The following is a 15,317-nucleotide window of genomic DNA, read 5'->3' as shown; positions in this document are numbered from 1 at the left end:
ACATGGCGCTGTTCGACTACCAGGCCGCCAACGCGCAGGGCCGCATCGAGAAGGGTCAGCTGGACGCCGACAGCCCGCGCGGCGCACGCCAGCTGCTGCGCGGTCGCGGGCTGACGCCCGTGCAGGTCAGCGCGGCGCGCGGTGCGGGCAGTGGCTGGGGCGCCCGCCGGCTGTCTGCCAGCGAGCTGGCCTGGGCCACGCGCCAGCTGGCCAGCCTGCTGGCCGCCAGCCTGCCGTTGGAAGCTGCATTGAGCGCGGTGATCGAGCAGGCCGAGCGCCCGCACGTGGCCCAGGCACTCACCGCCGTACGCGCCGACGTGCGTGCCGGCCAGCGCCTGACCGTTGCGCTGGCTGCGCGGCCGCGCGATTTTCCGCCGATCTATCGGGCGCTGGTGGGCGCCGGTGAAGACTCCGGCGACCTGGCACGGGTGATGGAGCGCCTTGCCGACTACATCGAAGAACGCAACGCGCTGCAGGCCAAAGTACTGACCGCTTTCATCTACCCAGCGGCGATCAGCCTGGTGTCGGTGGCGATCGTGATCTTCCTGCTCAGCTACGTGGTGCCGCAGGTGGTGACCGCGTTCGTGCAGGCGCGGCAGACGCTGCCGATGCTGACCCAGGTGATGCTGGCCGCCAGCGCGTTCGTGCGCAGCTGGGGCGTGTGGGCAGGGCTCGGCATCGCTGCGTTGGTGGTGGCATGGCGGTTGGCCCTGCGCAAGCCCGAGCTGCGCCTGCGATGGGACGCGATGCTGCTGCGGGTGCCGATGGTCGGGCGCTTCGTGCTGGGCGTGAACAGTGCGCGCTTTGCCTCGACGCTGGCGATCCTGCTGGATGCCGGTGTGCCACTGCTGCGTGCCTTGGAGGCGGCGCGGCAGACGCTTGGCAATGCGCTGCTGGCGCGCTGTGCCGATGACGTGTCTGCGCGCGTGCGCGAAGGTGCGGCGCTGGGTGCTGCGCTGAGGGTGCAGAAGGTGTATCCGCCGATCCTGGTGCACCTGGTGGCCAGCGGCGAGAAGACCGGCTCGCTGGCGCCACTGCTGGACCGCGCCGCACAGACGATCTCGCGCGAGATCGAACGTCGCGCGATGGCGCTGACCGCGCTGCTGGAACCGACCATGATCCTGGTGATGGGCGGCGTGGTGCTCACGATCGTGCTGGCCGTGTTGATGCCGATCATGGAAATGAATCAATTGGTCCAGTGATGCGCAACGCGCATCACGGCACGCTTTCGATTCTCCACACAATCCTCCACACCTTTTTTCGATCTTCCACAGGTTTCTTAAGCGGCCTGTCATCGGCGCGGACCAGCATAGCCACGTCGCCGCAGAGTGGGCTGGGAGGCCCTCGGCGGCAGCAGGCGTGTAGTGACCGTTCCTCCCTTGGTGTTTCCCTTCGTAGTAAACCCTTCAGGAGAAGATCATGAACAAGTACAAGACCCTGGCCGCGCTGGTTGCCACCGCGCTGCTCGCCACCGCCGGTGCCGCTTCGGCCCAGCAGTCCCTCATCAACGGTGGTGGCGCCTCGCTGCCGGCCGATCTGTACAAGGGCCAGGCCGACAGCATCCTGCCGGCCAACTTCAGCTACGCCGTGACCGGCTCGGGCACCGGCAAGAAGGCGTTCCTCGAGAACACCATCGGCCTGTTCATCACCAACGGCACCGGCAACGTCCATTTCGCTGGCAGCGACTCGGTCCTGAGCAGCACCGAGATCAGCAACTACAACAGCTCGGCGCTGGCCTCCACGCTCGGCCCGGTGCTGCAGCTGCCGTCGGTCGCCACCTCGGTCACCGTGCCGTACAACAAGGCCGGTGGTGATCTGAACCTGGACGTGGCCAAGATCTGCGGCGTGTTCTCGGGCAAGATCAACGACTGGTCGCAGCTGGACAGCGCCCGCAGCGGCGCCATCAAGGTCATCTACCGCGGCGAAAGCAGCGGCACCAGCGAGCTGCTGACCCGCTTCCTGACCGCCGCCTGCGCCACCGAAGACCTGAGCGCCACCCGTCTGGTCGGCGGCAAGTTCCAGGTCAAGTCGACCTTCGCTGATCTGTTCACCCGCGATGCGCAGAACAACCTGCCGGCCTTCCTGGAAGCGGCCCCGGCCACCGGCGGCACCTCGCTGTACAACCGTGTCTACCAGGTTGCCGGCGCCATCGGCTATGTCGGCCCGGACGTGATCCCGAACCTGCAGGATGCGACCAAGATTGCCAAGGTGAAGGGCTTCTCGCCGGATGAAGTGAGCGTTGCCGCTACCCTGAACACCGTCGCCCCGCCGACCGGTGCCGACATTGCCAACCCGGCCAAGTGGGTGCCGGTGTTCACCAACCCGACCGCCGGCTACCCGATCGCCGGTTACACCAACCTGGTGTTCGCACAGTGCTACCGCACCCTGCCGCAGCGCCAGGCCGTGCGCAACTTCCTGGAAAAGCACTACAACCTGGGCGTGGATGGCAACAACGATGCTGCCGTGCGTGCGCACGGTTTCATCCCGCTGACCCAGACCTGGCGTGAAGCCGTTGCCAACAACCTGATCTCGGCCACCCCGGCCACCGGTCTGGGCAACGCCAGCACCTGCGCCGGTATCGGCCGTTGATCCACCGTACCTGCTGAACAGGGCGCCGACCGCGAGGTCGGCGCCTTTTTTTTGTGGTCGCGCCGAATGTGAAGAAGCTGTCGTTTTTCCGGCGCGGACAACGTCTATCTGATAGTGCCCGGCGATGCCTGCGGGCAGTCGAATCTCTCCTATGCCGCAGACCGTCCGTCGGTCGCTCGAGGTCCTGATGTCGCACCTGCACTCGCCTGTTCCGCACACTGCGCCGCACCGCCATCCGATGGCCTGGGCCATCGCGCTTGCGCTGGGCGCCACGCCCATGCTACCTGCCCAGGCGCAGCAGGCATTCTCGCCAGGCTGGTTTGCCGACCGCGGTGCAGCGCAGGGCGCAGCCGCGCAGAGCGGGCGCATGCCCAACGGTGTGCCGATCCAGTTCCAGTTGCCTGTCCAGCAACAGGATGCAGCGCGACAGAAACTGCAGCAGTCGATCGACAATCTGGGCACCGCCGCGCAGGCCATTGCGCTGCAGCAGCGCTTGCAGGAGCAGGCGCGCACGCAGCAGCGCGCCGCCGGGTTCGTGATTGCTGACGGCCTCGGCAAGGACGGCCTGAAGGTTGATGAGAATCCGCTGACCCGTGGCTGGGTGAATGCGCGCGAAGCGATCCAGTCGCAGGGCAGCGACGGCAAGGTGCAGGTCAGCATCGAGCAGACCGCCGACCGCGCGATCCTGAACTGGGAAACCTTCAACATCGGCGGCAACACCACGCTCGATTTCAAACAGAATGCGGACTGGGCGGTGCTGAACCGGGTCAATGATCCGAGCGCGCGTCCGAGCCAGATCCTCGGCCAGCTGAAGGCCAACGGCACCGTGTTCGTGGTCAATCGCAACGGCGTGGTGTTCGGCAACAACAGCCAGGTCAACGTGGGCAATCTGGTCGCGGCAGCGACACGGATCAGCGATGGCCAGTTCCGTGACAACGGCCTGTACAGTGGCGACAACAACACCGCTGCGCTCACCGATGCCTTCGGCAAGGTCCTGGTTGAGCAGGGTGCACGCATCACCACGCAGGCGCCTGCCTCGGCAACCCGCGCCGGTGGTTATGTGCTGCTGGCCGGCCACACCGTGGAGAATGCAGGGCAGATTGAAACGCGCAAGGGCCAGACGCAGTTGGCCGCTGGTGACGCGTTCGTGATACGACGTGGTGTGGGTACCGCGCAGAACACCGCATCGACCACAGCCGGCAACGAGATCGCGCCACGCATCGCGGCCGGCAGCAATGCCGGCAGCGTGCGCAACAGCGGCCTGATCCAGGCGCGCGAGGGCGACATCACGCTGGCCGGGCGCAGGGTGGAACAGGCCGGCGTAGCCGTGGCCACTACCACGCTGGACCAGCGCGGCACGGTGCACCTGCTCAACGCCATCAGCGACCGTGCCGGTACGGTCACCCTGGCCAGCGGCGCGACCACGGCGGTGCTGATCGAAGACGATGGCAAGAACACGGCCCTGGACAGCCGCCGTGATGCGTTGGTCAAGGCTTCGGCCGAGCAGGACCTGCTGCGCGGCGCCAGCAGCACTGGCACATTCGACAATCTCTCGCGCATGCAGGACCGGCGTGACCAGTCACGCGTGGAGATTGTGTCCGGCGGCGACGTGAATTTCCAGGACGGTTCGCTGACCGTGGCCACCGGCGGTCAGGTGGTAGCGGAAGCCGCACGCCGGACTTACGCCGGCAATGCCGCACGCATTGATGTGTCCGGTGCGGTGGGCGTGCGGGTTGCGATGGAGAGCAACAACGTCCAGGTGAAGGTGCAGGGCAACGAACTGCGTGATTCGCCCGACAACCGCGACAGCGGCAAGCTGATCAGCAGCGAGGTCTGGATCGATCGCCGCCAGCTGCAGCACGTGGCCGCAGGCACCGGTGGCAACACCGCCGAGCGCTGGTATGCCGGTGGTGGCCTGCTGGAAGTCGGGGGGTATCTCGACAACCAGGGCCATTCGATCGGCGAATGGGCCGCGCAGGGCGGTACCGTGCAATTGTCCGGCAGCGAAGTGGTCACCCATGCCGGCTCGAGGATCAACCTGGCTGGCGGCAGCCTGGATGTGCAGAGCGGTGCCATCAAGCAGAGCTGGTTGCGTGGCACCGACGGTCAGCTGTACCGGCTGGATGATGCGCCGGCCGAGATGCGGTACGACGGTTTGTATCGGGGCTTTGAAGTAAAGCAGGAGCGCTGGGGAGCCACCGATGTGTTCCGCAATCCGCTGATCGGTACCGAACAGCGGGTGGAGAACGGCTATACCGTGGGCCGCGACGCGGGCCGTCTGCTGGTGTCCGCGCCCAGTGCGGTACTGCAGGGTCAGGTGGCGACCGATACTTTCCAGGGTGCGCAGCAATCGAAGACACCCGATGCTGCGCGCGACGGCTACGCGCAGGCGCAGACCGCCGTAGCGCGCAATGCCCAGCTGTGGCTTGGGCGCTACGACGGCAACGGCAGAAACGCGGTGTTCGACACACAGGTGCGGATCGTCGATGGCGGGCTGCCTGCCGCCGACGTGTCCCTGCAGGCGCCGCTGCAACAGGAACAGCGCAATACGCTGTGGCTGGATGCCAACCAGCTCAGCGCGCAGCAGTGGGGACGCATCGATCTGGCCAGCGGTGGCAGCATCGCGGTGGAGGGTGCGCTGCGCCTGCAGGACGGTGGCCAGCTGGTGCTCACGGCCGCCGATGTACTGCTGGGGGGTGACATTCAGATCGCGGGTGGACAGGTGCAGGCGGGCAATGAACTGACCCGCGTGGGCGCTCCCGCCGCCTGGCTGCTGCAGGGCGGCCGTTCGCACGTGGCCCTGGCGGAGGGCACGCGCATCGATCTCAGTGGCCGCTGGGTGAATGCGTTGCTGGAACCGGCGTCCAGCCCGGGCATGGCGTGGACTGACGGCGGCAAGCTGCGGCTGCAGAACAGCCATGATGTTGTGGTGCCGGGCAGCGACGTGCGCGTCGATGGCGGCGGTCGGGTTGATGCAAAGGGCAAGGTCACGATCGGCAAGGGCGGCGACGTCAGCCTGCAGGCAGCGAGCGTGGCCGACAGCAGTGGACGGGTCGGTCGCCTGCAGCTGTCCGGCGATGCACGCTTGAGCGCGCTCGGCGGCGGCAGCGGTACGCTGTCGTTGGGCGATGGTGGACGTATCGTGATCGGCGGGCAGCCGGCCGACGGCGCACTCACCCTGCAGGAGACCCTGTTCAACAAGGGCTTTGCCAGCTATGACATCAATGGCCAGCAAGGTGTGGAGGTGGCGGACGGAGCCATCGTCGCCGTGCGCATGCCGGGCCTGCGCCTGGCCGAAGCAGCGATGCAGGCACGCGACCGGCACGACGCATTGCAGGTCTGGTCGGCACCCCTGTACAGCGCGGATCCGATCACCGGCAGGTTCAGTCAGCGCAACGGTGCGAGCCTGACGCTGCGTTCACAGCAGGGCGAGGCCGGTGGTGATCTGCGCATCGGTCGCGGCGCCCTGGTCAGCGTGGATGCCGGTCAATCGATCACCCTGCGCGGCGCGGGCAGCATCACGGTTGATGGCAGCCTGAAAGCGGCGGGTGGCCGCATCCGCCTGGATGACATTCGCGAACCGACCAGCCTGTTCGATTCGCAGCGCAACGAGCGCACCTACCGCATCGGTGCGCAGGGTGTACTCGACGTCAGCGGTGACGCCTTCACTGCGCGTGATGCCAGTGGCCGCCTGCGCGGGCAGGTGCGCAAGGGGGGCAGCATCGAGATTGGAGGCGCGCTCGACTGGGACGGCCAGGACAACGTGCCTGACCGGCCGGTGGATGCATTCGTGGTGGTTGAACGCGGTGCGAAACTGCTGGCCAACGGCAGTTCGGCGCAGCTGGACATCGATGGCGCCGGCCGCCAGGATGTGGCCAGCGATGGCGGCACCATCGTGGTGCGCTCGGCCAATGCGCTGTACTTGCAGGGCGCTCTGCAGGCCGCTGCAGGCGGCGCCGGCGCGCAGGGCGGAACCCTGGGTATCGCCTTCGGAGGCAGCATCCATGCGGGCGGTGCCAGCGAAGATGTGTTGGCGCCGCGCGCCATCGTGCTCAGCCAGGACGATCGCGAGCAGGCCGTGCCGGCGAAGCTGCAGTACGGGCACGCACGCCTGTCGGCGGCGCAGGTCGGTGCCGGTGGTTTCGACAATCTTTCGCTGTTCGGCAACGTGCGTGCCGAAGGTGATGTGGAACTGCGCCTCGGCCAGAGCCTGCGCTTCCAAGGTCTGCAACAGGATGGGCTGGGCATGCTGCAGGGCGGCAGCGCTGGCGGCCTGCTTGCGCTGAGCGCGCCCTACGTGCGCTTGGCGCAGAGCAGCTGGTTGAGGCTGCCTGGCGATACCCTGGTCGGTACCGCTGCCGTGGCGGTGGATACCGGTCGCCAGCATCGCTTCAGTGTGGATGCGGACCTGATCGACCTGCGCAATACCACCTGGCTGGCGGGGTTCGATGACGTGCAACTGCGCAGTCGCGGCGATCTGCGCTTCCTGGGCAGTGGCGCAGCGCTCGGCAGTACCGGCGCGCAGCTGATCGCGCCGCGCAGCCTGGACGTAACCGCAGCGCAGCTGTACCCGGTGGCCGATGCGGGCGGCGTGCTGGCGGCCGGTGTGTCGCAGCCGGGCAGTGCGATCAGCCGCTGGGATGATGCCGAAGGCATCGTGCGCATCCATGGTCTTGGCGGGGCGGTTCCAGTCCTGCCGTTGTCGGTGTCCGGCGGCCTGTCAGTGGTGGCAGCGACCATCGAGCAGGGCGGCATCCTCCGGGCGCCGTTGGGCGCCATCACCCTGGGTGGTACCGATGCCGACGGGCGCCGGGCCGGCTCGGTGACGCTGCTGCCCGGAAGCGTGACCTCCACCAGCGGCGCGGGGCTCAGTGTGCCGTTCGGTGGCACCGTCGATGGCGTGGACTGGCGCAGGGACGGCAGCGCCCATGCCATACCGCCGGTAGGCGGTGTCGCGCCCGGCGCGGACCCCAAGGGCATCGCCATCATCAGCAGCCGTACCGAGGTGGCCGAAGGGGCGCTGCTGGATCTCTCCGGCGGCGGCGAGTTGACCGGTGCTGCCTTTGTCAGCGGGCGCGGTGGCTCGGTCGACATCCTGCGCCATGCATTGGCCGATGCCAATCCGCGTTATGGCTTCAGCGAATCGGCCAGTCCGGTATATGCGATCCTGCCCGGCTACACCGGCAGTGCAGCGCCGCTGGGATTGAGTGACGGCTCGCTGGACCCTGGCATTGGCCAGCAGATCACGATTCCCTCAGGCGTGCCTGGATTGCCGGCCGGCACCTACACGTTGTTGCCGGCCAGCTTCGCGCTGCAGCAGGGCGCGTTCCGGGTGGAGCTGGGGCGCACCGGCGCGGTCGGCATCGGTGCACCGCTGGCCACCGGCACCGGCTCCTGGATGGTCGGCGGACACACGGGGTCGGCGCTGGGTGGCCTGCGTTCGCCCTTGCTGACCGCGTTGCTGCTGACCCCGGCCGATACCGTTCGCCGGCATTCCAGCTACAACGAGACCAGCTACAACGCATTCGTGACCACGTCGGCACAACGGTTGGGCACGCCGCGCGGCTGGCAGACCGTCGATGCCGGCACGCTGCGCCTCGGGCTTGGCAATGGCGCCGGCAGGGACGGCACGCCCGCTGTGAGTTTCCAGGGCCAGACCCGGTTTGCGCCGGCGGCGGGCAGCGCCGGCATTGGCGGTTCGGTGGAAGTGAACCTGGTCAACCGGCTGGGTGAACTGGAAGTGGTGGCGGCCGGTCGCACGCCCAGTTCTACTGGCAATGGTGCCACCATCGAGGCGGACGTGCTCAACGCGTTGCAGCCCTCGCGCCTGGTGCTCAACGCACAGGTCCGCGCGACCAGCAACCAGCGCCTGCAGGTGGCCGGTGTCGGCCAGAACCTGGTGTTGCGTGACGGCGCGGTCCTGCGTGCGCCTGAGGTGATTCTGGGGGCGGTGGCCGGAGGCAAGGGCGTGCGCGTGGAGGCAGGCGCAGGCATCGACACGCTCGGTCGCGGCGCCGCTCCGTTGCCCGACAACGCCGGTTTCTACTACCAGGCCGAAGGCGGAGTGATGGTGGTGTCCAACGGGCGCACCGATCTGCTGGCCGCGCCCTTGCGCGAGGGAGCCGATCCGTCGCTGGTCAGCTTCGACATCGGCACCTGCGACCCGGGCCGTCAGTGTGCGGGCCAGGCACGATTGGTGTCGGAGGGAAGCATCAACGTCGCCACCAATGGCGGCCTGCAGCTGCGCGACACGGCCAGCTACGGCACCCGCCAGCTCGGCGTCAGCGTGGCGGCGATCAATCTGGGCAGCGACGATGCCATCGCGCAGGCCGCCGCGGCCGCCGCTTTGCCGCCGGGCATGCTGATGAACCAGCAGGTGCTGACCACCTTGCTGCGCGGCAATACCGCCACCGGCGCACCGGCACTGGAGACGCTGAAGCTCTCGGCGGCCGAGTCAATCAATGTATTCGGCAGTGTCGATCTTGATACGCGCGACAGCGCGACCGGCAAGTCGAGCCTGCGCACCCTGGTGCTGGGCGCACCGGCCATCCATGGCTATGGCAACAGCAGCGACCGTGCGCGCATCTTCGCCGGCAACCTCACCTGGGCCGGTGCACTTGCGGCAAGTGGGTTTGCGGATTCGAATGCCGCGCAGCCCGGCGGGGCGGCGATGGTCGACCGCCTTGGCAGTGGCCAGCTGGACATCATTGCCGATACGTTGCGGCTCGGCCCGGCGCCACAGTCGTGGCCCGCCTCGGAGGTCGTGGCCGGACGCCAGGTCCTCGGCTTCGCCGGGGTGAACCTGCGTGCCGCACAGCAGGTTGTCTTCGCCGGCAATGGTGCGTTGAATGTGCATCAGTTCCAGGGCGCCTACGACCCAGCCAAGGGCTGGACCTACAGTGGCGGCAACCTCGATATCCAGGCACCGCTGGTCACTGCCGAAGCAGGCGCGAAGCTGGCGGTGACTGCTGGTGGCACGCTGCGCGTGCACGGCGCAGGCGCCTCGACGGCGGCCGATGCTCTGGGCGCAGAATTGACGCTGGACGCCGACGATATTCTCCTCGACACCCGTATCGCGCTGGCCTCGGGCCGCCTGGCGGCCACGGCGGCCCGCTCGGTGCAGCTTGGCAGCAGCGCCAACCTCGATCTGTCCGGGCGCAAGGTCAGCCTGTTCGATGTGGATACCTACAGTGTCGGCGGTGACGTCACGCTGACAGCAACGGAAGGTGACGTGCGCAGCGACGCAGCATCGCGCGTCGATCTGTCGGCGCAGAACAACCGCGCGGGTCGCCTCACCGTGACCGCGCTGGGTACTGCCGGCGGGCATGTCGACCTGGCAGGACGGCTGCTTGGCCAGGCCAGCGGCACGCTGGACGCAGGTGGCAGCCTGGTGCCGTATGAGAACGGTGAGCTGGTGGTGCGCGCACGTGAACTGACAGACTTCAGTGGCCTCAACCAGCGCCTTACCCGCGACGGTGTCACTGGAGCGCGCAGCTTCCAGATCAAGCAGGGAGACCTGCTGATCAACGACGAAGTGAAAGCGCGCAAGGTGGATATCAGCGTCGACGGTGGTGCGCTGCGGGTGCTCGGGCGCATCGACGCCAGCGGCGACCAGGTTGGCAGCATCCGCCTGGCCGCGCGCGATGGCCTGCAGTTGGACGGAAGCCTGGACGCCCACGGCACGGCACTGCGTGTGGACAGCTATGGCAAGATCATCGACAGCCCGAACCGTGCCATCGTCGAGCTGGAAAGCCGCGATGGGCGCGTGCAGCTGGGTTCGGCGGCGCGGATCGATCTTCGCAGCGGCACCGGCGTTGCCGTCGGTACCGGAGCAGGGCAGAACGATGGACGCGCCCGCGGCACGTTCGTGCTGAACGTGCCGCGAGTGGGCAGCGACGATGCCGGCGTCGATACCGGCAGTGGCGTGCAGGTACTCGGCGCGCGCGATATCTTCGTGACCGGCGTGCGCCGCTATGACGACGCACCCCTGGCTGACACGGCGGATGTGAACGGCCGACGCGGCCAGCTGGTTACCCAGTCGTGGCTGGATACGGTGGTTGACCCAGCCAACACTGCATGGATGAATGCCGCGCTGGGCAATGCCGGGCTGTCGGCACGGCTGGCCACACTGGGGACCGTGCGCCTGCGTCCCGGCGTGGATGTCGTCGGCGCGATCTCGTCCAGCAACCCGCATGGTGATCTGACCGTCAGCGGCGATATCGATCTTTCCGGCTATCGCTACGGCCCGCAGGCCAATCGACAGGACCCCGCGCGACGCGGCTTCGGTGAGGCGGGCGCGCTGCGCCTGCGCGCAGCCGGCGACCTGTTCATCCATGGCAGCATCAACGACGGCTTTGCGCCGCCACCTGCCAGCCCGGATGATCGCGGTTGGCAGCTGGTGCCCGGACAGAGTTTCGGTGCCGGCATTACACCGTTCGGCAGTGACATCCTGGTGCCCAATGACAACGTCGTACTGGAGGCCGGTACGCGCTTCCCGGCGGGTGCCGTGCTGAATTACGCGATTGCGGTGCGCGATGCGGTGCTGCCTGCCGGCACCACGTTGCCGGTGGAGATGACGCTGGGGCAGGCACTTACGTTGCCGGCAGGCTATGTGCTGCCGGCCTCCGTCACGCTGACCGATGGCCAGGTGCATGCCGCAGGTAGCGTGCTGGCGCAGGCGCTGCAGCTGCCCGCTGGTTCGCGCCTGGGCGCCGGTTTCCAGCTGCGCAGCGAGGCCAACGTAAGGGCCACGACCTGGCCGGCCGGCGCGCGATTGCCGACGGAGCTGCGACTGGCGACGCGCACCCCGTTGGCGCGAGGTTCACTGATTCCGGCAATGACCACGCTGGAGCTGGCCGGTGGGCAACCGATCAACCTGCGCCCGGTGGGCAGCGATGGTCGACAGGGGCGCAACTGGGCGTTGGCGCAGATGTTGCCCGAGGGCACCACCTCGTGGGATCTGACCGCCGTTGCGGGCGCCGATACCGAGGCGGCCGACCCGCGCGCACGGCGGATCGGCAGCGGCGATCTGGTGATGGCCGATACCCATTACGGCGTTGTGCGTGCGGCTACCATGGTCTCCACGTTCGTGCGCGAACAACGGGTGACCGCCCTGGGCGCGCAGCGCGAAGGAGTGGATGCAAGCTGGGTCGGCAAGCCGGTGAAGGCGCTGGCCGAGCACCTGGGCAAGCCCGAGTCTGCGATCTGCGCGGCTGGCAGCAGCTGCGAGGCGGCACCTTACTTGTTCACGGCGCAAGGTGCCGATGAAATGGGCGATCCGTCGCTGGTCGGCATGCCCGTGAAGGAAACTGCCGAGATGTTCGGGATGACCGAAGAGGAGCTGTGCGGTTCGGTCAGTTCGGGCATCTGCGTGATGCCCGGCGAGATGCGTGACGTGGCGACCATGGGTCAACCGAAACATGGCACGCCGCTGTGGAGCGTGCTGCGCACCGGCAGTGGCGACCTGCAGTTGATGGCCGGCCGCGATCTGTCGATGCGCTCGGTGTACGGCGTCTATACCGCGGGAACGCCGACCGCGCTGGGTAATGGCCTCGATGCCCGTTTCCAGTCCGAGCGCGCGCCGCCGTCCGGACGCGAGGCATTGCTCGGGCTGCAGCAGTCCAGCGGTGACTATGACGCGGCACTTGGCGCCTATCGCGCGTGGTATCCGGATCACGGCGGCAACCTGAGCATCGCGGCCGGCCGCGACGTGACCGGGGCAACATGGGGTGCGCTGTCGTCGTCCGGCTCGGCGGCGGGTGACCTGGCCAACCACGCCAGCGGCGCGGTTGCCAACTGGCTGTGGCGCCAGGGCACAGGTGCGGTTGCGGGCGTCGAGCAGCAGCCTGTCGCCTGGTGGATCAACTTCGGCACTTACGCCAATGTGTCCACGTTCTCCAACCCCAGTCCACGCATGGTCGGCTTCACCGGCTTTGGTACGTTGGGTGGCGGCAATCTGGAGATTGATGCGGGCAGGCATGCCGGTGTGACCGATGCCAAGGGTGACGCGCTGAAGAACACAAGCAGCACCCGTTTCTCCACCGCGATCAACGCAGCCGTGGGCTCGACCGGACGTGTTGATGATGGGCGGCTGGTGCTGACAGGTGGTGGCGATCTGAGCCTGCGCGCCAGCGGTGCACTCAACCCGAACCTGATGGCCACTACGATCAATCACGTCAGCAACGAGCAGGACCTGGAACTCAATGGCACATTCACGAACCTGCGCGGCAGCCTGAGTCTTGAGGCCTCCCGCATTGGCGGCAGTGCCGTCGGCATCTCCCAGTACACTGATCCCAGCAGTGGCCTGCGCCCCAGCGATCCGTTCCGCGCTTTCGGTGGCAAGGCGATGGGTGGTCCGGTGCTGGTGCTGGGCGACGCCGTGGCAAACCTGCACGCCCGGGGCGACGTCATCCTGGGCGGCGTCGCCGATGCCGGCCGTGTGGTGCAATTCAATGCGCCGCAGGTGGCGCTGGCGGGAGGCGGCCTTGCGGCGGGTACTACCGGCTTCTCGCTGTGGACCGCGGCCACGGCAGTAAATCTGGTTTCGTTCGGCGGCGACGCCACCCCGCTGACAGCGCATGCCAGCACCCCGGGGCAGAATCTGCGATCGGAATCCACCGGCGACAATTTCGCCTACTGGATCTATCCCTCCAGGCTGCAGGTGCAGGCCACCAGCGGCGACATCAAGTTGGGCGAAGGCGGTGAGAACAACATACTGCTTACCGCTCCTTCCCCTACGGGCAGCATGCAGTTGCTGGCTGGCAATTCGATCATCGCCGGCGATCGGTCGCCGTACATCAGCAGCTCCGGTGCGGACACGCGCCTGCCATCCCCGTTCGATCCGGTGTTCACCGCACGGGACGCGAAGGGCACCGAATTGCTCGGCAACATTTCGCCCGATGGCATCAATGCTCGGGTACCCACATGGGGCGATGCCATACCGCTGTTTGCCTTTGGGCCGAACCGTCCCATGGCGGCGGTGGCACGCACCGCCGGGGGCACGCCGAACCGCTTCTACGCAGGCTCGGGCGACATCATCGGTCTGCGCACGGGCGAACAATGGATGCTGAACGCCGCCGGTGGCAGCCGCCGCACCGTTCGCGAGTGGATTGATGTGGCTGCGCCGGTGCAGCTGCGTGCAGGCCAGGACATCCTGTCCAGCACCGTCCTTGCGTTGAACAACAGTGCCAGCGATGTCACGGTGCTGCAGGCCGGGCGGGACATCGTGCATGCCAACGTCACCGTATACGGCAGCGGCAATGTCGATGTCAGCGCCGGCCGTCAGCTGCGCCAGGAAGACCGCGGCAGCATCGTCAGCCGCGGCGGCCTGGTGCAGGGCGACACGCGCCCGGGTGCCAGCATCGCGATGACCGCCGGCAACCAGCAGGTCGACTTCGGCGCCGTGCGTGCACGCTACCTGGATGCGACCCGGCTGGCCGATCCCGCGCAGACACTGGCGTCGCAGCCGGGCAGGGTGGTCAAGGTCTATGACAAGGAACTGAAGCAGTGGCTGCTGGAGCGTTTCAACATCAGCGCTGACGGCGCGCAGGCACTGGCCCTGTTCGACACACTGCCACAGGAGCAGCAGCGCATCTTCCTGCGCCAGGTCTACTACGCCGAACTGCGCGAGGGCGGCCGCGAGTACACCGATGCGGATGGCCCGCGCGTAGGCTCCTACCTGCGCGGCCGCGAGGCCATCGCCACCTTGATGCCGGACAAGGATGCAGCGGGCAAGACGATCCAGCGCACCGGCGATATCGTGATGTATGGCGGCGCCGGCGTACGCACCGAGGCCGGTGGCAACATCGAGCTGATGGCGCCGGGCGGGCAGATCGTGGTGGGCGTGGTTGGCGAGGCGCCGCCGGCAAGCGCGGGCCTGGTGACCCAGGGGCAGGGCGACATCCGGCTGTTCAGCCAGGACAGCGTGCTGTTGGGCCTGTCGCGGGTGATGACCACCTTTGGCGGTGACATCCTGGCCTGGTCCGAACAGGGCGACATCAATGCGGGCCGTGGCTCGCGCACCACGCTGGTGTATACCCCACCACGCCGCCTGTACGACCGTTGGGGCAACGTCAGTCTGTCACCGCTCGCACCGGTCAGCGGTGCCGGCTTCGCTACGCTGGACCCGATTCCCGAAGTGCCGCCGGGCGACGTCGACCTGATCGCGCCGCTGGGCACCATCGATGCGGGCGAAGCGGGCATCCGTGTCTCGGGCAACATCAACCTCGCCGCACTGCAGGTGCTCAACGCGGCCAACATCCAGGTGCAGGGTGAGAGCAAGGGCCTGCCGGTGCTGGCCACGGTGAACGTCAATGCGCTGGCTTCGGCCAGTGCAGCGGCGAACAGTGCCAGCCAGGCCGCACAGGACGTGATGCGCAAGAGCCAGGACGACGCACGGCGCAACCAGCCGTCAGTGATCAGCGTGCAGATTCTCGGCTTCGGCAGCGGCACCAGCAGCATTGCGCCGCCGGCGCGCGGCACGACCGCCAACAGCGGCTACGACGCCAACAGCGCCTTCCAGTTCCCGCAGGCAAGCCGCGACGAAGGCACGCAGCGCCGATAGGCATAGCACGCCCCGGTAGGTGCCGACCTTGGTCGGCACACACCGCTGCCGATCTCGGTCGGCAGTAGATCCACGGCAGGCATGGACGCGAACGGGCCGGAAGAACAGACAGCATCGGGCCAGCCGCCAGGGAGCGGTGGCGGCCCCAGCCAGGACGGCACGGAGG

General features: G+C 67.7%; 3 protein-coding genes. All 3 read left to right on the top strand.

All coding sequences use genetic code 11. The annotated features are described in order from the left end of the window. The first annotated feature begins 2 nt into the window (after positions 1 to 2). The 3 genes from gspF (at position 3) to D5301_RS09485 (ending at position 15,151) form a co-directional block, all read left to right on the top strand. On the top strand, positions 3 to 1,202 hold the full coding sequence (gene gspF, locus D5301_RS09495; protein WP_153855487.1) for a type II secretion system inner membrane protein GspF: 1,200 nt from the start codon (positions 3 to 5) through the stop codon (positions 1,200 to 1,202). A gap of 217 nt (positions 1,203 to 1,419) precedes the next feature. Further along, positions 1,420 to 2,589, top strand: coding sequence for a substrate-binding domain-containing protein (locus D5301_RS09490; RefSeq protein WP_049400282.1), 1,170 nt, complete (start codon positions 1,420 to 1,422; stop codon positions 2,587 to 2,589). 187 nt (positions 2,590 to 2,776) lie between these two features. Next, a complete protein-coding gene (locus D5301_RS09485) occupies positions 2,777 to 15,151 on the top strand; it encodes a filamentous haemagglutinin family protein (RefSeq protein WP_153855486.1) in 12,375 nt (4,124 codons plus the stop codon). The last annotated feature ends 166 nt before the right edge of the window (positions 15,152 to 15,317 follow it).

It is taken from the genome of Stenotrophomonas sp. MH181796, from assembly GCF_009659995.1.
Lineage (GTDB): Bacteria > Pseudomonadota > Gammaproteobacteria > Xanthomonadales > Xanthomonadaceae > Stenotrophomonas > Stenotrophomonas riyadhensis.
The sequence above is the reverse complement of the archived record's forward strand: the minus strand, read 5'-3'. Positions and strand labels throughout refer to the sequence as shown.

Bases quoted from the DNA above. Each gene is read 5' to 3' on its own strand.
- gspF (WP_153855487.1), top strand. From the start codon at position 3: ATGGCGCTGTTCGACTACCAGGCCGCCAACGCGCAGGGCCGCATCGAG.
- D5301_RS09490 (WP_049400282.1), top strand. From the start codon at position 1,420: ATGAACAAGTACAAGACCCTGGCCGCGCTGGTTGCCACCGCGCTGCTC.
- D5301_RS09485 (WP_153855486.1), top strand. From the start codon at position 2,777: ATGTCGCACCTGCACTCGCCTGTTCCGCACACTGCGCCGCACCGCCAT.